This is a genomic window from Pectobacterium atrosepticum (assembly GCF_000740965.1).
GTDB lineage: Bacteria > Pseudomonadota > Gammaproteobacteria > Enterobacterales > Enterobacteriaceae > Pectobacterium > Pectobacterium atrosepticum.
The window spans coordinates 285,492-304,535 of the sequence record NZ_CP009125.1; the positions used below are offsets into that span (position 1 = coordinate 285,492).

Annotated in this window: 16 protein-coding genes, 2 tRNA genes and 3 rRNA genes; 9 read left to right on the top strand and 12 right to left on the bottom strand. The window is 50.1% G+C overall.

All coding sequences use genetic code 11. From position 1 onward, the window contains the following. The first annotated feature begins 182 nt into the window (after positions 1-182). The 5 genes from GZ59_RS01285 to rrf all read left to right on the top strand — a co-directional run bounded on the left by GZ59_RS01285 (position 183) and on the right by rrf (position 5,349). Positions 183-1,725 (top strand): 16S ribosomal RNA (locus GZ59_RS01285). A 74-nt stretch (positions 1,726-1,799) separates the two neighbouring features. Then, positions 1,800-1,876: transfer RNA gene (locus GZ59_RS01290), tRNA-Ile, on the top strand. A 42-nt stretch (positions 1,877-1,918) separates the two neighbouring features. Further along, a tRNA-Ala gene (locus tag GZ59_RS01295) sits at positions 1,919-1,994 on the top strand. Positions 1,995-2,199: 205 nt separating this feature from the next. Further along, positions 2,200-5,108, top strand: a 23S ribosomal RNA gene (locus GZ59_RS01300). 125 nt (positions 5,109-5,233) lie between these two features. Beyond that, a 5S ribosomal RNA gene (rrf, locus tag GZ59_RS01305) occupies positions 5,234-5,349 on the top strand. The 16S, 23S and 5S rRNA genes sit together here with 2 tRNA genes alongside, the layout of an rRNA operon. A 183-nt stretch (positions 5,350-5,532) precedes the next feature. Here rrf and GZ59_RS01310 read toward each other — a convergent pair. The 7 genes from GZ59_RS01310 to GZ59_RS01340 all read right to left on the bottom strand — a co-directional run bounded on the left by GZ59_RS01310 (position 5,533) and on the right by GZ59_RS01340 (position 12,123). After that, complete coding sequence (locus GZ59_RS01310; RefSeq protein WP_011091879.1) at positions 5,533-6,294, bottom strand: amino acid ABC transporter ATP-binding protein; 762 nt, start codon at positions 6,292-6,294, stop codon at positions 5,533-5,535. 8 nt (positions 6,295-6,302) lie between these two features. Continuing rightward, entirely contained in the window at positions 6,303-7,397 is a 1,095-nt protein-coding gene (locus tag GZ59_RS01315; RefSeq protein ID WP_011091880.1) for an amino acid ABC transporter permease, read from the bottom strand. 9 nt (positions 7,398-7,406) lie between these two features. Next, the gene (locus GZ59_RS01320) at positions 7,407-8,585 is read right to left on the bottom strand and encodes an amino acid ABC transporter permease (RefSeq protein ID WP_011091881.1); all 1,179 of its coding nucleotides are present in this window, start codon (positions 8,583-8,585) and stop codon (positions 7,407-7,409) included. A gap of 55 nt (positions 8,586-8,640) precedes the next feature. Beyond that, a complete protein-coding gene (locus tag GZ59_RS01325) occupies positions 8,641-9,666 on the bottom strand; it encodes an amino acid ABC transporter substrate-binding protein (protein WP_005975324.1) in 1,026 nt (341 codons plus the stop codon). Between the two features lie 379 nt (positions 9,667-10,045). Further along, positions 10,046-10,711 carry an amino acid ABC transporter permease gene (locus tag GZ59_RS01330; RefSeq protein ID WP_011091882.1) on the bottom strand — a complete coding sequence of 222 codons (666 nt, stop codon included), beginning with the start codon at positions 10,709-10,711 and terminating at the stop codon, positions 10,046-10,048. A gap of 89 nt (positions 10,712-10,800) precedes the next feature. Further along, positions 10,801-11,568, bottom strand: coding sequence for an amino acid ABC transporter substrate-binding protein (locus GZ59_RS01335; RefSeq protein WP_011091883.1), 768 nt, complete (start codon positions 11,566-11,568; stop codon positions 10,801-10,803). 156 nt (positions 11,569-11,724) lie between these two features. Then, on the bottom strand, positions 11,725-12,123 hold the full coding sequence (locus GZ59_RS01340) for a winged helix-turn-helix transcriptional regulator (RefSeq protein ID WP_011091884.1): 399 nt from the start codon (positions 12,121-12,123) through the stop codon (positions 11,725-11,727). A 136-nt stretch (positions 12,124-12,259) separates the two neighbouring features. Between GZ59_RS01340 and GZ59_RS01345 the strand changes: the two genes are divergently transcribed. From GZ59_RS01345 to GZ59_RS01360, 4 genes are all read left to right on the top strand, one after another. Continuing rightward, positions 12,260-12,772 carry a nuclear transport factor 2 family protein gene (locus GZ59_RS01345; protein ID WP_080641325.1) on the top strand — a complete coding sequence of 171 codons (513 nt, stop codon included), beginning with the start codon at positions 12,260-12,262 and terminating at the stop codon, positions 12,770-12,772. Between the two features lie 84 nt (positions 12,773-12,856). Then, positions 12,857-14,047: an aldo/keto reductase gene (locus GZ59_RS01350; RefSeq protein WP_039289558.1), complete on the top strand. Its 1,191-nt coding sequence runs from the start codon at positions 12,857-12,859 to the stop codon at positions 14,045-14,047. Positions 14,048-14,334: 287 nt separating this feature from the next. Next, entirely contained in the window at positions 14,335-15,480 is a 1,146-nt protein-coding gene (locus GZ59_RS01355; RefSeq protein WP_039289562.1) for an endonuclease/exonuclease/phosphatase family protein, read from the top strand. Between the two features lie 68 nt (positions 15,481-15,548). Then, entirely contained in the window at positions 15,549-15,953 is a 405-nt protein-coding gene (locus GZ59_RS01360; RefSeq protein WP_011091888.1) for an ASCH domain-containing protein, read from the top strand. Positions 15,954-16,278: 325 nt separating this feature from the next. Here GZ59_RS01360 and GZ59_RS01365 read toward each other — a convergent pair whose 3' ends face one another. The 5 genes from GZ59_RS01365 to dusB form a co-directional block, all read right to left on the bottom strand. Then, complete coding sequence (locus GZ59_RS01365; protein ID WP_011091889.1) at positions 16,279-16,749, bottom strand: type II toxin-antitoxin system death-on-curing family toxin; 471 nt, start codon at positions 16,747-16,749, stop codon at positions 16,279-16,281. Further along, positions 16,749-17,153 (bottom strand): type II toxin-antitoxin system Phd/YefM family antitoxin, encoded by a 405-nt coding sequence (locus tag GZ59_RS01370; RefSeq protein WP_011091890.1) that lies wholly within the window; start codon positions 17,151-17,153, stop codon positions 16,749-16,751. Before GZ59_RS01370 ends, GZ59_RS01365 begins: the two co-directional genes overlap by 1 nt. Before the next feature lie 261 nt (positions 17,154-17,414). Then, on the bottom strand, positions 17,415-17,540 hold the full coding sequence (locus GZ59_RS23975) for a YlcI/YnfO family protein (RefSeq protein WP_086935204.1): 126 nt from the start codon (positions 17,538-17,540) through the stop codon (positions 17,415-17,417). 150 nt (positions 17,541-17,690) lie between these two features. Next, positions 17,691-17,987: a DNA-binding transcriptional regulator Fis gene (gene fis, locus GZ59_RS01375; protein WP_005975342.1), complete on the bottom strand. Its 297-nt coding sequence runs from the start codon at positions 17,985-17,987 to the stop codon at positions 17,691-17,693. Positions 17,988-18,010: 23 nt separating this feature from the next. Beyond that, positions 18,011-18,976 (bottom strand): tRNA dihydrouridine synthase DusB, encoded by a 966-nt coding sequence (dusB, locus tag GZ59_RS01380; protein WP_011091891.1) that lies wholly within the window; start codon positions 18,974-18,976, stop codon positions 18,011-18,013. Positions 18,977-19,044: the final 68 nt, after the last annotated feature.

Here is a 19,044-nt window from a genome sequence, read left to right on the forward strand (position 1 = left end):
CACGGAAGACGTGGCACTGCTCTTTAACAATATAATCAGACAATCTGTGTGGGCACTCACAAGACCGTATCTTAAACGATATAAAAAGTCTTGAAGAGTGAACAACAGTAAAATTCATTACGAATGAACAGTTACTAATTCTTTGAGCATCGCTGACGAGTTCAGCAAATCAAACAAATCTTAAATTGAAGAGTTTGATCATGGCTCAGATTGAACGCTGGCGGCAGGCCTAACACATGCAAGTCGAGCGGTAGCACAGAAGAGCTTGCTCTTTGGGTGACGAGCGGCGGACGGGTGAGTAATGTCTGGGAAACTGCCTGATGGAGGGGGATAACTACTGGAAACGGTAGCTAATACCGCATAACGTCTTCGGACCAAAGAGGGGGACCTTCGGGCCTCTTGCCATCAGATGTGCCCAGATGGGATTAGCTAGTAGGCGGGGTAATGGCCCACCTAGGCGACGATCCCTAGCTGGTCTGAGAGGATGACCAGCCACACTGGAACTGAGACACGGTCCAGACTCCTACGGGAGGCAGCAGTGGGGAATATTGCACAATGGGCGCAAGCCTGATGCAGCCATGCCGCGTGTGTGAAGAAGGCCTTCGGGTTGTAAAGCACTTTCAGCGGGGAGGAAGGCAGTAAGGTTAATAACCTTGCTGATTGACGTTACCCGCAGAAGAAGCACCGGCTAACTCCGTGCCAGCAGCCGCGGTAATACGGAGGGTGCAAGCGTTAATCGGAATGACTGGGCGTAAAGCGCACGCAGGCGGTCTGTTAAGTTGGATGTGAAATCCCCGGGCTTAACCTGGGAACTGCATTCAAAACTGACAGGCTAGAGTCTTGTAGAGGGGGGTAGAATTCCAGGTGTAGCGGTGAAATGCGTAGAGATCTGGAGGAATACCGGTGGCGAAGGCGGCCCCCTGGACAAAGACTGACGCTCAGGTGCGAAAGCGTGGGGAGCAAACAGGATTAGATACCCTGGTAGTCCACGCTGTAAACGATGTCGACTTGGAGGTTGTGCCCTTGAGGCGTGGCTTCCGGAGCTAACGCGTTAAGTCGACCGCCTGGGGAGTACGGCCGCAAGGTTAAAACTCAAATGAATTGACGGGGGCCCGCACAAGCGGTGGAGCATGTGGTTTAATTCGATGCAACGCGAAGAACCTTACCTACTCTTGACATCCAGAGAATTTGGCAGAGATGCCTTAGTGCCTTCGGGAACTCTGAGACAGGTGCTGCATGGCTGTCGTCAGCTCGTGTTGTGAAATGTTGGGTTAAGTCCCGCAACGAGCGCAACCCTTATCCTTTGTTGCCAGCGCGTAATGGCGGGAACTCAAAGGAGACTGCCGGTGATAAACCGGAGGAAGGTGGGGATGACGTCAAGTCATCATGGCCCTTACGAGTAGGGCTACACACGTGCTACAATGGCGTATACAAAGAGAAGCGAACTCGCGAGAGCCAGCGGACCTCATAAAGTACGTCGTAGTCCGGATTGGAGTCTGCAACTCGACTCCATGAAGTCGGAATCGCTAGTAATCGTAGATCAGAATGCTACGGTGAATACGTTCCCGGGCCTTGTACACACCGCCCGTCACACCATGGGAGTGGGTTGCAAAAGAAGTAGGTAGCTTAACCTTCGGGAGGGCGCTTACCACTTTGTGATTCATGACTGGGGTGAAGTCGTAACAAGGTAACCGTAGGGGAACCTGCGGTTGGATCACCTCCTTACCAATAAAGATGTGTGTTAAGTGAAGTGCTCACACAGATTGTCTGATGAAAATAACGAGCAGAAATACCTTAATAGGCTTGTAGCTCAGGTGGTTAGAGCGCACCCCTGATAAGGGTGAGGTCGGTGGTTCAAGTCCACTCAGGCCTACCAACTCTTCCATGAGTGGTATCTAAGGTAACTGTAAGTAGAGATGGGGCTATAGCTCAGCTGGGAGAGCGCCTGCTTTGCACGCAGGAGGTCTGCGGTTCGATCCCGCATAGCTCCACCATTAAAAAAGACTTCAGAGCGTATTGGAAACAGTATGCTGCGAAGTATTTTGCTCTTTAACAATCTGGAACAAGCTGAAAATTGAAACATGACAGCTGAACATGCATGACTGCCTTCGGGCGGGTCGTGATGAATCAGCATGTCAATGAGTCTCTCAAATAATCGCAGCGCGAGGATGAATCGAAAGAAACATCTTCGGGTTGTGAGGTTAAGCGACTAAGCGTACACGGTGGATGCCTAGGCAGTCAGAGGCGATGAAGGGCGTGCTAATCTGCGATAAGCGTCGGTAAGCTGATATGAAGCGTTATACCCGACGATACCCGAATGGGGAAACCCAATGTGTTTCGACACATTATCATTACGTGAATACATAGCGTAATGAGGCGAACCGGGGGAACTGAAACATCTCAGTACCCCGAGGAAAAGAAATCAACCGAGATTCCCCTAGTAGCGGCGAGCGAACGGGGAGGAGCCCAGAACCTGAATCAGTTTGTGTGTTAGTGGAAGCGTCTGGAAAGTCGCACAGTAAAGGGTGATAGTCCCGTACACAAAAATGCACAGATTGTGAGTTCGATGAGTAGGGCGGGACACGTGACATCCTGTCTGAATATGGGGGGACCATCCTCCAAGGCTAAATACTCCTGACTGACCGATAGTGAACCAGTACCGTGAGGGAAAGGCGAAAAGAACCCCGGCGAGGGGAGTGAAATAGAACCTGAAACCGTGTACGTACAAGCAGTGGGAGCCTTGATTAATCAGGGTGACTGCGTACCTTTTGTATAATGGGTCAGCGACTTATATTCTGTAGCAAGGTTAACCGAATAGGGGAGCCGCAGGGAAACCGAGTCTTAACTGGGCGTTAAGTTGCAGGGTATAGACCCGAAACCCGGTGATCTAGCCATGGGCAGGTTGAAGGTTGGGTAACACTAACTGGAGGACCGAACCGACTAATGTTGAAAAATTAGCGGATGACTTGTGGCTGGGGGTGAAAGGCCAATCAAACCGGGAGATAGCTGGTTCTCCCCGAAAGCTATTTAGGTAGCGCCTCGTGAACTCATCTTCGGGGGTAGAGCACTGTTTCGGCTAGGGGGTCATCCCGACTTACCAACCCGATGCAAACTACGAATACCGAAGAATGTTATCACGGGAGACACACGGCGGGTGCTAACGTTCGTCGTGAAGAGGGAAACAACCCAGACCGCCAGCTAAGGTCCCAAAGTCATGGTTAAGTGGGAAACGATGTGGGAAGGCACAGACAGCCAGGATGTTGGCTTAGAAGCAGCCATCATTTAAAGAAAGCGTAATAGCTCACTGGTCGAGTCGGCCTGCGCGGAAGATGTAACGGGGCTAAACCATGCACCGAAGCTGCGGCAGCGACACTTAGGTGTTGTTGGGTAGGGGAGCGTTCTGTAAGCCGTCGAAGGTGACCTGTGAGGGTTGCTGGAGGTATCAGAAGTGCGAATGCTGACATAAGTAACGATAATGCGGGTGAAAAACCCGCACGCCGGAAGACCAAGGGTTCCTGTCCAACGTTAATCGGGGCAGGGTGAGTCGACCCCTAAGGCGAGGCTGAAAAGCGTAGTCGATGGGAAACAGGTTAATATTCCTGTACTCGGTGTTACTGCGAAGGGGGGACGGAGAAAGCTAGGTTATCCGGGCGACGGTTGTCCCGGTTTAAGCGTGAAGGTGGATGACTTAGGTAAATCCGGGTCATTATTAACACTGAGGCGTGATGACGAGTCACTACGGTGATGAAGTAACCAATGCTACGCTTCCAGGAAAAGCCTCTAAGCTCCAGGTAACATCAAATCGTACCCCAAACCGACACAGGTGGTCAGGTAGAGAATACTCAGGCGCTTGAGAGAACTCGGGTGAAGGAACTAGGCAAAATGGTGCCGTAACTTCGGGAGAAGGCACGCTCCTGTCGGTGAAGTCCCTTGCGGACGGAGCTGACGGGAGTCGCAGATACCAGCTGGCTGCAACTGTTTAATAAAAACACAGCACTGTGCAAACACGAAAGTGGACGTATACGGTGTGACGCCTGCCCGGTGCCGGAAGGTTAATTGATGGGGTCAGCCGCAAGGCGAAGCTCTTGATCGAAGCCCCGGTAAACGGCGGCCGTAACTATAACGGTCCTAAGGTAGCGAAATTCCTTGTCGGGTAAGTTCCGACCTGCACGAATGGCGTAATGATGGCCAGGCTGTCTCCACCCGAGACTCAGTGAAATTGAACTCGCTGTGAAGATGCAGTGTACCCGCGGCAAGACGGAAAGACCCCGTGAACCTTTACTATAGCTTGACACTGAACCTTGAGCCTTGATGTGTAGGATAGGTGGGAGGCTTTGAAGCGAGGACGCCAGTTCTTGTGGAGCCAACCTTGAAATACCACCCTTTAATGTTTGATGTTCTAACGTAGGCCCGTGATCCGGGTTGCGGACAGTGTCTGGTGGGTAGTTTGACTGGGGCGGTCTCCTCCCAAAGAGTAACGGAGGAGCACGAAGGTTAGCTAATCCTGGTCGGACATCAGGAGGTTAGTGCAAAGGCATAAGCTAGCTTGACTGCGAGAGTGACAGCTCGAGCAGGTGCGAAAGCAGGTCTTAGTGATCCGGTGGTTCTGAATGGAAGGGCCATCGCTCAACGGATAAAAGGTACTCCGGGGATAACAGGCTGATACCGCCCAAGAGTTCATATCGACGGCGGTGTTTGGCACCTCGATGTCGGCTCATCACATCCTGGGGCTGAAGTAGGTCCCAAGGGTATGGCTGTTCGCCATTTAAAGTGGTACGCGAGCTGGGTTTAGAACGTCGTGAGACAGTTCGGTCCCTATCTGCCGTGGGCGTTGGAAGATTGAGAGGGGTTGCTCCTAGTACGAGAGGACCGGAGTGAACGCACCACTGGTGTTCGGGTTGTGATGCCAATTGCATTGCCCGGTAGCTAAGTGCGGAAGAGATAACCGCTGAAAGCATCTAAGCGGGAAACTTGCCTCGAGATGAGTCTTCCCTGGGCACTAGATGCCCCTGAAGGGCCGTTGAAGACTACGACGTAGATAGGCTGGGTGTGTAAGCGTAGCGATACGTTGAGCTAACCAGTACTAATGACCCGAGAGGCTTAACCTTACAACACCGAAGGTGTTTTGTGGGTGACTCATATAAAACGATATTCAGCTTGTTCAAAGATTGGTTCTGATGGTTATACGACACAAGAAAAGTGAAGTGTAACGGTTGGAATGAAACAGAATTTGCCTGGCGGCGATAGCGCGGTGGTCCCACCTGACCCCATGCCGAACTCAGAAGTGAAACGCCGTAGCGCCGATGGTAGTGTGGGGTCTCCCCATGTGAGAGTAGGGAACTGCCAGGCATCAAACATGTGGAAAGCCCCTGTCGAAAGACGGGGGCTTTTTGCTGTGGGGCATTTGGGGAGCTGGAATTTGTTTTCTTCCTTATGTCGTCAGGTATGTGATGAGCAGTGCGAACAGTAAGGACCATCATAATGGCGATGCAGGGGAAAGCCTGCGCAGGTACGCAGGCTTATTGTTCTGAATTAGTGCAGGATTTGTGAAAGAAATGACTGCGTGCGCTCTGAACGAGGACTAGAAAAGAAGATATCTGGTGGCGCTTGTTCTACGATCTCACCTTGATCCATAAAGATCACCCGGTCAGCGACGGTTTTCGCGAACCCCATTTCGTGCGTTACGCACAGCATCGTCATCCCATCTTGTGCCAGCCCCAGCATTGTATCTAGCACTTCTTTCACCATTTCAGGATCCAGTGCGGACGTTGGTTCGTCGAACAACATAATCTTGGGCTTCATGCACAGAGAACGCGCGATAGCTACGCGTTGCTGTTGGCCTCCAGATAGTTGTCCCGGGAATTTATGGGCATGTGCGGCGATGCGCACACGTTCCAGATAGTGCATGGCCAACTCTTCTGCTTCTTTTTTCGGTGTGTGACGTACCCAGGATGGTGCCAGCGTGCAGTTTTGTAATACGGTTAAGTGCGGGAAAAGATTGAAATGCTGAAACACCATGCCAACTTCAGTGCGAACTTTTTCGATGTTGCGCAAATCGTTATTCAACTCAATGCCGTCAACAACAATCCGTCCCTGCTGATGTTCTTCGAGATGATTAATACAGCGTATGGTGGTCGATTTACCCGATCCGGAAGGGCCACACAGCACAATGCGTTCCCCTTGCCTGACCTGCAAATTGATGTCTTTAAGCACATGAAATTGTCCGTACCACTTATTCACATTTTCTAAGGTAATCATGTGATCGGTTGATTGAGTTAATGCAGTCTGATTCATCGATGGCCTCAGTGTGAATTGTGTCCGGTGTTAAAACGATTTTCCAGATGTTGGCTATAGCGCGACATGCTGAAACAGAAAATCCAGTAGACCATTGCGGCAAAAACGTAACCTTCTGTCGACATACCCAGCCAAGTGGGGTCGACGGTTGCCTGCTGGATACTGCTGAAGAGATCGAAAAGGCCGATGATGATGACTAGGCTCGTGTCTTTAAAGAGAGAAATGATGGTGTTCACCAGACCTGGGATAACCATTTTCAGCGCTTGGGGAAGGATGACCAGCCCCTGCATACGCCAATAGCCTAAGCCCAGAGATTCAGCCGCTTCATACTGTCCTTTAGGAAGCGCCTGCAAGCCACCGCGAACCACCTCGGCGACATAAGCGGATTGGAATAAAATCACGCCAACTAATGCCCTTAGCAGTTTGTCGATAGTGGTGCCTTCCGTTAAAAACAGCGGCAGCATCACGGACGACATAAAAAGCACGGTGATTAACGGTACACCACGCCAGAATTCGATGAACACGACGGAAAGCATACGGACAATCGGTAGCGTGGAACGGCGGCCTAATGCGAGCAAGATGCCTAATGGTAGTGCGCCGGCGATACCTACAGCAGCGATAATCAGCGTTAACGTTAACCCGCCCCACTGATACGTTTCCACTCTACTGAGCCCGCCAAACCCACCGTAAAGTAGCCACCAGGCGATGAGTGGGTAAGCCACTGTCCAGACGGCAATGTAACGTCCGCGATAGGGAATGGTTTTCAGAAACATCGGTAGGATACTGAGCAGACCGATAGCGAGTGCAAAGTTGATGCGCCAGACTTCCGTTGCCGGATACAGCCCATACATGAAATGACCAAATCTGGCATGAATGAAGACCCAGCAGGCACCATCACGCGTACAGTCATTACGAGTGGTGCCAATCCAATTAGCCTGAAAGATTGCCCAGTTGAGCAGCGGCGGTATGGCAATCCACAATAGCCAGAGGCAAAACAGTGTTAACAGGCTATTGGCAATACTTGAGAAGAGATTACGTCGTGCCCACTGCATTGCTCTGAGCAGAGGCGGCTGACGGTTTTGCGTATACTGGTTCATCGTCATGGCGTCCTCTTAGCGTTCGACTAACGCAATTCTTCGGTTATACAGGTTCATCAGCAGCGAGATCAGCAGGCTGATAATGAGATAGACCGACATGGTAATGGCGATGGTTTCGATAGCTTGACCGGTCTGATTCAACACGGTTCCCGCGAATAGCGACACCATATCGGGATAGCCAATTGCCGCCGCCAATGATGAATTTTTCACGATGTTGAGATACTGGCTGGTCAGCGGTGGAATGATGACGCGTAATGCCTGTGGGAGGATGACTTTACGCAGCGTAACGGGATTAGGTAAGCCGAGAGAACGCGCTGCCTCATGTTGGCCGTGAGAAACCGATTGGATACCAGAGCGAATAATCTCGGCGATAAACGATGAGGTGTAGACTGAGAGCGCGACAGTCAATGCCGCTAGTTCAGGGATCAACACCATACCGCCACGGAAATTGAACCCTTTTAATTCCGGTACATTCCAGTGAAAAGCAGGGCCGAAAACCAGATGGCTGAGTGCGCACAGGATAAGCAACAAACCCAACGTCAGCGGCCAGGTTCTACGCACCTGACCGGTTAAAGCGTGATAGCGCTGATTACGCCGAAAGACGCTCCATGTCACTACTAGCGTGATCAGTAGAGAAAGAAAAAATGCAGCGGTGCCCGGCCCCATCTCAGGGGATGGCAGATAAAAGCCTCGGTTGCTGAGGAACGCGATATCAAACGCACTGATGGACTGACGCGGGCCCGGCAGATTTCGTAATACGGCAAAATACCAGAAAAAAATCTGCAATAACGGCGGAATATTACGGAATATCTCGATGTAAATGTTGGATATTTTCCGTAATAGCCAGTTGTCGGATAGCCGAGCAAGACCGATGGTAAAGCCGAGAATAGAAGCAAACACGATGCACAATGCTGAAACCAAAAGCGTGTTGAATAGCCCAACAAGAAAAACGCGGGCGTAGGTATCGCCTTGTTGATAGTCAATCAGGTGCTGGACGATGCCAAAGCCGGCGCTTTTATTCAGAAAATCGAAGCCAGAGGTAATGCCTCTTTGCGACAGATTGGTCACAGTGTTGTGCAACAGGTAGGCTGCGACAGACAATACAGCGATAACAACGACAATTTGATACAGCCAGGCGCGCACCGCTGGATTCGTCAGTGATAAATCACCTTTTACGGTTGGGCGTTGTAGCATGCTTGAACCTCGATACGGGGCGCAGCAATACACTGCGCCCAGGTTGTTCTGATAATTAACGTACCGCTGGCGCGTACTGAATCCCGCCTTTGTTCCACAGTTCGTTCAGGCCGCGCTTAATTTTCAGCTCGCTGCCCATACCGACATTACGTTCAAAGATTTCGCCGTAGTTACCGACCTGTTTGATGATTTTGAATGCCCAATCATTCGGTAATTTGAGATCTTTACCGTAGCTGCCTTCATGACCAAGCAGGTGAGACATATCTGGTGTAGTGGGTTTTGCTGCCAGTTGATCGACGTTTTTCGAGGTCACACCCATCTCTTCGGCATTCAGCATGGCGAATAGCGTCCAGCGTACGATAGAGAACCACTCTTCATCACCACGGCGTACAACCGGGCCCAGAGGTTCTTTGGAAATCACTTCTGGCAGAACGATGAATTCAGCAGGTTTGCTCAGCTTGATGCGCAGTGCATACAGCTGTGACTGGTCTGATGCCAGCGTATCGCAACGGCCCGACTCCAGCGCTTTGGCACTTTCATCAGAGCGGTCGAACGTGACAGGGGTGTACTGCATTTTATGGGTTTTGAAGTAGTCAGCGACGTTCAGTTCTGTATCGGTTCCGGCCTGAATACAAACGGTTGCGCCATCCAGCTCTTTTGCACTGGTTAAGCCCGCTTTGTTATGCGTCAGGAAACCAATACCGTCGTAGTAGGTTACGCCAGTAAAGAGCATACCCATTCCGCCGTCACGAGAGGAAGTCCAAGTGGTGTTGCGCGACAGTACGTCAACTTCGCCGGATTGCAGCGCAGTGAAGCGCTCTTTTGCCGTCAGCGGCGTGTATTTGACTTTATTGGCATCCCCGAATACGGCAGCGGCAAGACCGCGGCACACGTCAACGTCAATACCGGAGTATTTGCCACTGGCGTCTGCATAGGAAAAGCCGGGTAAGCCATCACTGATACCACATTGCACAAATCCTTTCTTCTGAATGGCGTCCAGCGTTGCACCAGCATGGGCTTGGTTGATGGCGGCAAAGAGTGACGCGCCAGCAACCAGAGTAGAAATCACTATTCTTTTCATAATCATCCTAGCGTCTAGAGTTATCTGCTGTTGTTGCAGTACACAGTTGTGTTGCGGCGCACAATAAGGTGCACCATACCTGTCTGTCGGTATGCCGACGTAAGCAGAGCAAAGCAAATAAAATGCCAGTTTTCTATTTGCTTGATAATGAAGACGAAATGGAATGGTTATTGATCTAAGTGGGTGCTTCTAATTAGGTATGCGCGCACCGTGACAAATGCAAAGCGGGCAGTGCGCCCTATTTTGGTGCGTAAAAATAGAAAGGGCGGGGCATCTTCAGCCTATTTGCGTATTTTCAGGCGTGGGATTACCTGCTAGGCAGGGGGGGAACGTGGTAACGTCATCAGCCCAGCGGATGGCGTGGGCTGAGGTAGAAACGTTAGTGTGTGATGTGGCGCTGATAATACTTTTCGAGCTTAGCCTGTAATTGGCTTAGCACCGTGCTGAACATCAGATAAATCAGCGCAGCCTCGACATACAGAATCAGAGGTTCATAGGTAACGGAAACGATCCGTTGAGCGGATAAAAACATCTCTGGTACGGTGATGACGGCGGCCAGCGACGTATCCTTGATTAAGGAAATAAACGTATTGGAGAGCGGCGGTAACGAAACGAAAACGGATTGGGGGAAGATGACCCAACGAATCGCCTGCCTGCCATTCATGCCGAGAGAATAGGCGGCACTCCATTGGCCTTTCGGGACAGATAAGATTGCCCCACGGACGATCTCAGAGCTGTAGGCCCCCACACTGACGGTGAAACCAATAAGTGCCGCCGGAAAGGCATCAAGAGTAATACCTGCGCTGGGCAGCCCATAAAAAATCAGGAAAAGCTGCACCAGCAACGGCGTTCCACGAATGACCCAAACGTAGAAATCACCCAGCCATTTCAGCGGCTTTGGGCCATAGAGGCGAACCAGCGCGATGAGAATGCCGAGAGCTAGGCCAAAGATGAAAGACAGGATAGCCAGAGGGACAGTAAATTTCAGTCCCGCAGACAGCAGACTCCAGAAAGAGTCTGCCATGAGTTGTAGCCAAGGCGGCATGAAAACGAGCTCCGATAACGATAGGCGCTAATCACAGCGCGCGCTGATAACAATGACATTGCTAACAACGCGCTCTGGTAACAGTGCGATTATTGAGAAACATCCTCCCCGAAGTATCGCACAGATATCGTTTTATAGGTGCCGTCAGCTTTGATTTCATCCAGAGCTTTATTCAATGCTTCCACCAGTGGAGCCTGATCTTTACGTACCAGAATAGCGGAAGGTTCACCGTCCTTTGAGGTCGCGGCAATCTTCACGTTGGCATCTGGCTTATGCTTTTTGAAATCCAGGAATGACAGATTATCGTTTAACGTAGCGTCGGCACGGCCGCTGAGGACCAGATCCAGCGACTGATTAAAGCCATCCGTTGGTACAATTTCCGCACCGTAGCTGGTGGCTTGCTTCGAATAATTACTGGTCAGGCTTTGGGCCGATTTTTTGCCTTTCAGATCGCTGAAATCCTTGATGGCGGCGTTATCACCACGGACAACCAGCACGGCTTTGGAGTCAATATAAGGCTTGGAGAAATCATACTTGACCTGACGTTCTTTGGTTACGCCAACCTGATTGATGACCGCATCGTAGCGCTTGGCATCAATACCGGCGATTAAACCGTCCCAACGTCCTTCAATGAACTGGGCTTTCACACCGAGTTTTTCTGCTACCGCGCGACCAACGTCCACATCGAAGCCAACCAGTTGCCCTGATTTATCATGATAGGTGTAAGGCGCGTAGGTGCCTTCTGTACCGAACTTGATAACCCCTGCGGACTTGATGGCGCTAAGGTCATCTGCATGAGCGAATACGCTGGTAGCAAGCAGGGCGCTGGTCAGTAAAGCAAAACGTATTTTTTTCATTATGAATTCCTGTGAGTGGTATGCAGCGATGTGCTTATAACTTTTGTTAATAATGAATCTACGCGACAACACATCTGTTTATAAATCACGTTGTGTGATGATTTATATCAGAAGTGAATATAGTGGCTTTGCGTCGTTTTGGCGATGTTGCTCACCTTACTGCGTGAACAGACTATCCGCCTCATTTGAGGTGTTTTGGGCATGTAAAATGGAGGGGAGGTTGTCCTCTATCCATACGGCCAGCCCCTCGACAAGTTTGCTGACTTCTCTGCCCATTGGCGTTAACGAGTAATCGACATGCGGCGGGATAACGGGGTGTGATACGCGCAAAACAAAACCGTCATGCTCCAGCGTTTGCAGTGTTTGCGCCAGCATCTTTTCGCTAACGCCGCCCACTGTTCGCCGTAGTTCACTGAATCGATAGGTGCGCTCACGTAGTGCCAACAGCACTAATACCCCCCAGCGGCTCGTCACATCGCGCAGAATTGTTCGTGATGGGCACGCTTTCGCCATAACGTCAGCGCAGGTAAAACATGGTGAGGATTCTGTCGTCATGCGTCTCTCCTGATTCAGTCATATCACACTAACTTTTTTGTGCGTACTTGTAAAAAAGTTAACTACACCGTAATTATCCCCAATGTTATTTCCTGACACCATCGATTCCCTACCACTAAATAGCAAGGTGATTTTTATGATAAAGACGCTGTTCCTGACGGCAACACTGGGATTAAGCCTAACGATCGGCTCCGTATACGCTCAAATACCGGCGTCCGTTTCCCGTAACCCTGAGGCGTTGTTTACCAGCCCAAATCCAGCACTAAACGCAAACAAGCAGGTGGTTTACCGTATCCTCCGCGAGTTGCTTGACGCAGGTCATTGGGAGAAAGCCGATGAGCTCCTGTCTGCTGAATACTTACAACATAATCCGAATGCACAGAGCGGCCGTGATGCGGTTGTTGATTACTTTACCAAGGTGCTCAAGGTTAAGCCTCAACCGCTCCCTGAACGGCTAAATATGAAAATCATTGCCGTGGTAGCGGAAAGCGATCTGGTTACGGTGCTTTATCCGCGCACCGTTCGTGACCCGAAAGTCGCAGGTGGTTCCTATACCACAACATGGTATGACACGTGGCGTATTAAAGACGGTAAAGCGGTAGAGCATTGGGATCCGGCGTTACTGGGGGAGGTACCCGATTTACGTTGAATGAAAAGGCGGTCTTACGCAGCTTTTCTGTCGTGGGTATCACGCAATCAATAATTAATAGGCATCGACGAAGAGGTATTCAGTATGGAACGTAGAAATTTTCTGAAGCTGGCTGCTGGAAGTGCCGCACTTGTGGCAACAGGGCGCGCGTTTGCTCAAACGGATAATGCGAATGGGGTTATTTCGGCTTTTCAACCTCTGACGGTGCAGGGATCGGTGTTGCCGACTCGTGGCAGGGTTACGGGTACGGCATTACCACTCAATGCCCCTGCAACGAAGGATATCCGTTATCGGACACCTTTCCGCTTCGGTATGGGGGGCACACAGATTGGCAATATTTTTGCCCCTATCAGTGATGAGCTAGCACACTCTACGCTACAAGCTGCGTGGGACGGCGGTGTTCGCTACTATGATACTTCACCTTTCTACGGTCACGGCCTTTCCGAACATCGGCTAGGGAGGTTCCTGCGTGACAAGCCGCGCGATCAATACCTTGTTTCTACAAAAGTGGGGCGTATTTTTCATCCCAGCAGAACGCCGTTGCCTGACTCGCTATGGGCGGACAAACTCAACTTTTCTTATGAGTATGATTATACCGCGGCAGGTGCCCGACGCTCTGTTGAGGACAGTCTGCAGCGGTTAGGATTGTCCAGTATTGATATCGTCTACATCCACGATCTCAGCCCGGATAATACAGAATTGCCTACGCCGTGGACGACATCATTTGAGATTGCGCGTAACGGTGCGATGGCTGAACTGGAACGGATGCGTTCGGAAGGTCTCATCAAAGCTTGGGGGTTCGGTATCAACCGCGCTGACGCTGCCGTGATGGCGACTGCGTTGGACAAGGGGCCAACACCGGATATTGTTTTACTTGCCTGCCAGTACAGTATTATCGACCATCAGGAAACACTGACAAAAACGTTTCCGGCTTTGGCGAAAAAAGGCATTACGGTGACGGTAGGTACGCCGCTTAACGACGGTTTTCTGGGGGGGAGAAATCGTTACCACTTTAGCAATGATCTTCCTCCCGGCGTAGTTGAGAAGCGGGCTCGTTTAGCCACTATCGCGGATCGACACGGTATTGACATTCGTACTGCGGCGCTTCAATTTGCTGCTGCACCGCCAATCGTATCGGCCATTATTCCTGGTGCTCGTGCTCCTGGGCAGGTCGAAGCCAATATCCAGTCGATGAAGGTGAGTATTCCAAAGGGCTTTTGGGACGAGCTTAGGGAGCAAAAACTGATTGCTGCCGATGCGCCGATACCCACCTGATACAGTAGGCATAAAACCTTATCGCTTACTGGCCCGCGTGAGGCGGCAGATGAACCGATTTACATCATGAAAACGGTGATAGTGAAATAAAAGCGTAAAGCGTAAAGCGTTTCCGGCTGGTTTTTTCATGGCGCCTTATACTTTATTCATTATCACGTTATTCCCGTTATTCGTATTGTCATCAAGCCTTTCCGCATTTTTACTTTCTATGCAGCGTGGTTGTCACAATAGAAGCCTACTCTTAAAGAGGACTATTGCTTCTGTCGTTATCCGTCAAGGAGACAACAATGAAGATCCGTATCGCCAGCTATAACGTTGAGAACCTATTTCATCGCACTGCGATTCTTAACCTCCCCGACTCCCAGCAGATCGATGCCTTATTGGAACAGGTCAGGCAACTTCAGCAACTTCTCGAACAGCCCCAATACGATGATGCCCTGAAGGATAAGGTATTCCGCCTTTCTATCGCACTCCGTCCTTATATTGATATCCGTACCGACGCGGGCACGTTGGGGAGATGGAGAAAGGAAGAGGCAGGTACGGGATTCAGGATCAATAAAAGCTGCCGTGGTCGTGGAGATTGGATTGGTGAAATCGTGTTCAAATCGCAGGAATTCAGCAGCCAGCAGCGTAAGAATACCGGCAAGATTATCACCCTGCTTAACGCCGACATCCTGTGCGCCGTTGAAGTCGAAAACATGGATGTATTACGGGATTTCAACAGTCAGGTACTCGGGAAAAAGAAATTTAGTCAGTTCGTTATGATCGACAGCCCGAATGACCCACGCGGCATTGATGTTGCCTGCTTGACGCGTTATCGGATCGTTCAGCTACGCACCCATATTTTTGATGCGGGAAAGCAGTTTGACCCCGTATTTAGCCGTGATTGCCTTGAAGTCACGCTGGATGCTGGCCTCAAACAGCCAATTTATATTCTGTGCAACCATTTCAAAAGCCAAAGCGGTCAAACAGAACAAGAACGACAGCGTGGGGCGCAGAAGCGCCGTGACCAATCCGAACGTGTCGCAGAGATTGTCCAACAGACTTACGATCTCAAGAAGGATTACGTGGTGATTCTCGGCGATTTGAACGAGGATTCGTCAAATCCTTGGCAGAGTTTGGCTCCGCTGTTTTCCCTGTCGGATTTACATCCGGTTATTGACCCAGAGCGCCCGGAAAAAGAGCGTTATACCTATTATTTCTCTGGCGGCAAGAAAGGCGCTCGGTTAAATCAGCTGGACTACATTTTCTTGTCTGCACCGTTGCATCAGGCGGTGGTGGAGTGGGGTGTTGAGCGTCGAGGCATTTATAACATCGACAAGATTGCCGCCAAAGAGGGCGCTGAACCCGTTACGCCGCTACCCGAAGTAACATCATGGGACACGGCTGCGTCCGACCATGCGGCGCTCTGGGTGGAAGTGGATATTACCTGATGGCCTCTTTACGGCTATGATGGCGTGAGAGAAGAAAGCAATCATAGCCGTATAAACAGAGGAAGATGATGAGCCATAAACAAGGATTGGAAAAGTACCCAGACGCGCTGCGCTGGGCGTTTGGCGACAGCTCCGAGCTGGCGGATGAGCTGCTGCAACTGGTGCGGGAAGGGCATAAAACGGCGAGCTGTGGCTCGTATCATGCGTTCAAAAGTGAACCCTCGCCGCAGGTCGGCGATTACAACATCATTCTGGACGGTGCAGGACAACCCTCCTGCGTGATTCGAACTCGCTCGTTAACGCTGGTGCGCTACTGCGACGTGACCGCTGAGATGGCAGCCAAAGAAGGCGAAGGAGACAAAAGCCTGGCTTTCTGGCAGCAAGCACATCAGGAGTTTTTCGAACGAGAAGGCTCGTTCGCCCCAGATATGCTGCTGGTGTTTGAAGAGTTTGAGCTGGTTGAGGTGCTTTGATTCTGGGTTAGCGACTGCTCAATCCGACGGTGTTTTGTAGCTGGAGCGGCTAAATGTGGCTGTTGGGTAGAGGCTGTGATGGCGGATGTCCTGTTTTCGGCTGAAATGGTATAGATGCATCCGGACTACCCGTGGCAAGCGACATATTAGGAGAGGTTCAGGCGTTTAGTGGGCTAGCCAGATAACAAATGAATGCCAACATTGTATCAATCAAACGAAGCGTCTTTATACGCTTCGTTGCAACGCTCAAACAGAGAAGCGCGCCTACTTAATAAACCGCCTAGGGTTATTTGAGTCGGTGTGCTTCCCGAATTACTGCATGACACTATTCTTCAGATAGTGAAGACTGTAAAGGAAGAAGGTAGTCAGAATCATAATCATCCATGAGGTCATTTCTGTAGGACGATAATAATCGTAATGCAAAACTGGTCTGTTCAAGGTTTGCTTCATCCATCGCAGCAAATACCGTGAGTTTTACCAGTTCATAAGACTGGTTCAGATCATACGATCTGGCTTCAGGATCATCAGCAATTTCAGGATCTATGTTCATCAGCAAAAAAATAGCTGCGGCCTGAAATGCGGTCCTTTTATTCGCATCATTAAAAGCATGAGCTTTAGCAATGGCTATTAGGTAAAGAGCCGCAAGTTTAAAAATATCATTGCATGACTCGTAGAAATGTAAATTCTCAACTCTTGAAAGCGCTCCACCCAATCTGTTTCTGTCAGGAGGGCCGCTACTGGCTAATGTATCTTGTTGAATTTCAATTACTTGATCCATATTGAGAAATTCAAACATTATTTATCTCCGAGTATTTTTATGACACCCGCATGCCGTTTTTGTGTTCTCGTTTTTGCTTCGACAAAACTTAATTTTTTGGGCTGCGATACTGTTTGTCTTTTTTCATAATGCTCAGAGCTGCTATCTCGGCGAATACTTCCACTTTTAGATACAAAGACAGTTCCGTGTGCACTGGGAGTTGAGAACACTGACACCTCTTCACCAGTCTTAACCCGGATACCTCCTCTGGGAGTCGAAGAATACACACCTGCGTTTGCCTCTGGGAAGCTGGCGCTCTGGTTCCCCTGCAATTTGAGATCGGGTTTACCTCGCTGAGTAACAATAAAATCTACACCATTACGAAGTTCATCAAGCACTTCGGTCAGATGTTCGCGCATGTAGGTATAGGTTATCGATTTCATAAAAATTCCGACGCTGCAAACTTGTACATGTACAGATTAGCAAAAGGGATGCTCTTGCGTAAGCGCGTGCCACCAAAAATGCAAATTCACTACATTAAAATGAACCTTCTCGGTAGGCAAATCTGCCCTATAGTTTGGAGTCACTCCATTGGGTTATTGCCGCTCTGTTCTATGAACGTCCGATATTGGCATGAGTTGGCTACCAGATTAAGCATTAACCAGTAAAGTTTACGCTACCCGCAAAATTAGTCAGTCTTTGGATTACTTGCGCTGGCGGCGTTTGATCTCGCCTTTCACTGCGGTGATGATGAATTGCGCTTTTATCTCACCAGCTTCAAGGCTACTTTCCATTTCAGCAACAACATCGTGCGGGAACCTCGCATTCAACTGCTGTAACTTTAGCCATTAAAAACGCTCGCAGACGCAATGCTCAAACTGTCCACGCTAAGGCTGTTGCAGCCTAAATAGAAGGCAAAGAAAAAGGCGCTTAACCAAAAGAGGTAAAGCGCCTTTTTTCAAATGCTTAACTGATTAGTATCAGTTCATGCCGTATTTTTTCAATTTCTTACGCAGAGTACCACGGTTGATGCCCATCATCAGGGCTGCGCGGGTTTGGTTACCGCGGGTGTATTGCATCACCATGTCCAACAGTGGCTGTTCAACTTCAGCCAGTACCAGCTCATACAGGTCACTTACATCCTGACCGTTCAATTGAGCAAAATAGTTCTTCAGTGCCTGTTTAACCGAGTCGCGCAGGGGTTTTTGGGTTACCTGAGCCTGAGAGTTTACAGTGGAAACGGTCAGTACGTCAGAATTCACGCGTTGTTCGAACATAGTTCTGTCAGCTCTTTTTCTGTTTACGCAAGATTTTCAAAATATGCCTTCAACGCCTCCAGCTGCTCGCTGGCATCCTCAATGGCGTTGAATGTGCGCCTAAACTGGTCGTTTGGGGCGTGCTCCTGGATATACCAGGATACGTGCTTACGAGCGATACGAAATCCCTTGCCTGGACCATAAAAGTCGTGCAATTCCCGTATGTGCTCGATCAACAAGCGCTTGACCTCTACCAAAGGCAGTGGTGCCAGCAACTCCCCTGTGTCCAGATAATGCTGGATTTCCCGAAAGATCCAGGGTCTTCCCTGAGCGGCTCGTCCTATCATCAGGGCGTCAGCCCCAGTGTAGTCAAGAACCGCTCTGGCTTTATGCGGGTCTGTAATGTCGCCATTCGCAATAATAGGAATGGAAACGGCCTGCTTAACTGCCCGAATGCTGTCGTATTCGGCGAAACCATTGAACAGGCACGCACGAGTGCGTCCGTGAATAGTTAACGCCTGGATGCCACAGTCTTCAGCCAATTTGGCAATTTCTACACAGTTGCGGTGCTCTGGTGCCCAACCGGTACGGATCTTCAGTGTTACCGGTACGTCTACCGCTTTCACTACCGTAGAGAGGATCTGTTTGACCAAATCCGGATACTGCAATAACGCAGATCCTGCCATCTTGCGGTTCACCTTCTTCGCTGGGCAGCCCATATTGATGTCGATGATCTGCGCGCCGGAATCAGCGTTGATTCTCGCTGCCGCCGCCATCTCATCGGGGTCACAACCGGCAATCTGCACGGCCCTGATACCCGGTTCATCACTATGTACCATTCGCAAACGCGACTTGTCTGAACGCCAGACTTCCGGATTGGAAGACAGCATTTCAGACACGGTCATTCCAGCGCCCATCGCATGACAGAGTGCTCTAAATGGGCGATCGCTAATACCAGCCATTGGGGCTGCTATCAAACGATTGGTTAGCTGAAATTGTCCAATGTGCATAGACAAAAATTGACCATACTGTGCCTGCAAGGGCGCGTATATTACGCATTTTTTACGTCAGATGAAAG

What these genes read in the sequence shown, in the direction of transcription:
- GZ59_RS01310 (WP_011091879.1), bottom strand. Translation starts at nt 6,294, where the DNA reads ATGAATCAGACTGCATTAACTCAATCAACCGATCACATGATTACCTTA.
- GZ59_RS01315 (WP_011091880.1), bottom strand. Translation starts at nt 7,397, where the DNA reads ATGACGATGAACCAGTATACGCAAAACCGTCAGCCGCCTCTGCTCAGA.
- GZ59_RS01320 (WP_011091881.1), bottom strand. Translation starts at nt 8,585, where the DNA reads ATGCTACAACGCCCAACCGTAAAAGGTGATTTATCACTGACGAATCCA.
- GZ59_RS01325 (WP_005975324.1), bottom strand. Translation starts at nt 9,666, where the DNA reads ATGAAAAGAATAGTGATTTCTACTCTGGTTGCTGGCGCGTCACTCTTT.
- GZ59_RS01330 (WP_011091882.1), bottom strand. Translation starts at nt 10,711, where the DNA reads ATGCCGCCTTGGCTACAACTCATGGCAGACTCTTTCTGGAGTCTGCTG.
- GZ59_RS01335 (WP_011091883.1), bottom strand. Translation starts at nt 11,568, where the DNA reads ATGAAAAAAATACGTTTTGCTTTACTGACCAGCGCCCTGCTTGCTACC.
- GZ59_RS01340 (WP_011091884.1), bottom strand. Translation starts at nt 12,123, where the DNA reads ATGACGACAGAATCCTCACCATGTTTTACCTGCGCTGACGTTATGGCG.
- GZ59_RS01345 (WP_080641325.1), top strand. Translation starts at nt 12,260, where the DNA reads ATGATAAAGACGCTGTTCCTGACGGCAACACTGGGATTAAGCCTAACG.
- GZ59_RS01350 (WP_039289558.1), top strand. Translation starts at nt 12,857, where the DNA reads ATGGAACGTAGAAATTTTCTGAAGCTGGCTGCTGGAAGTGCCGCACTT.
- GZ59_RS01355 (WP_039289562.1), top strand. Translation starts at nt 14,335, where the DNA reads ATGAAGATCCGTATCGCCAGCTATAACGTTGAGAACCTATTTCATCGC.
- GZ59_RS01360 (WP_011091888.1), top strand. Translation starts at nt 15,549, where the DNA reads ATGAGCCATAAACAAGGATTGGAAAAGTACCCAGACGCGCTGCGCTGG.
- GZ59_RS01365 (WP_011091889.1), bottom strand. Translation starts at nt 16,749, where the DNA reads ATGTTTGAATTTCTCAATATGGATCAAGTAATTGAAATTCAACAAGAT.
- GZ59_RS01370 (WP_011091890.1), bottom strand. Translation starts at nt 17,153, where the DNA reads ATGAAATCGATAACCTATACCTACATGCGCGAACATCTGACCGAAGTG.
- fis (WP_005975342.1), bottom strand. Translation starts at nt 17,987, where the DNA reads ATGTTCGAACAACGCGTGAATTCTGACGTACTGACCGTTTCCACTGTA.
- dusB (WP_011091891.1), bottom strand. Translation starts at nt 18,976, where the DNA reads ATGCACATTGGACAATTTCAGCTAACCAATCGTTTGATAGCAGCCCCA.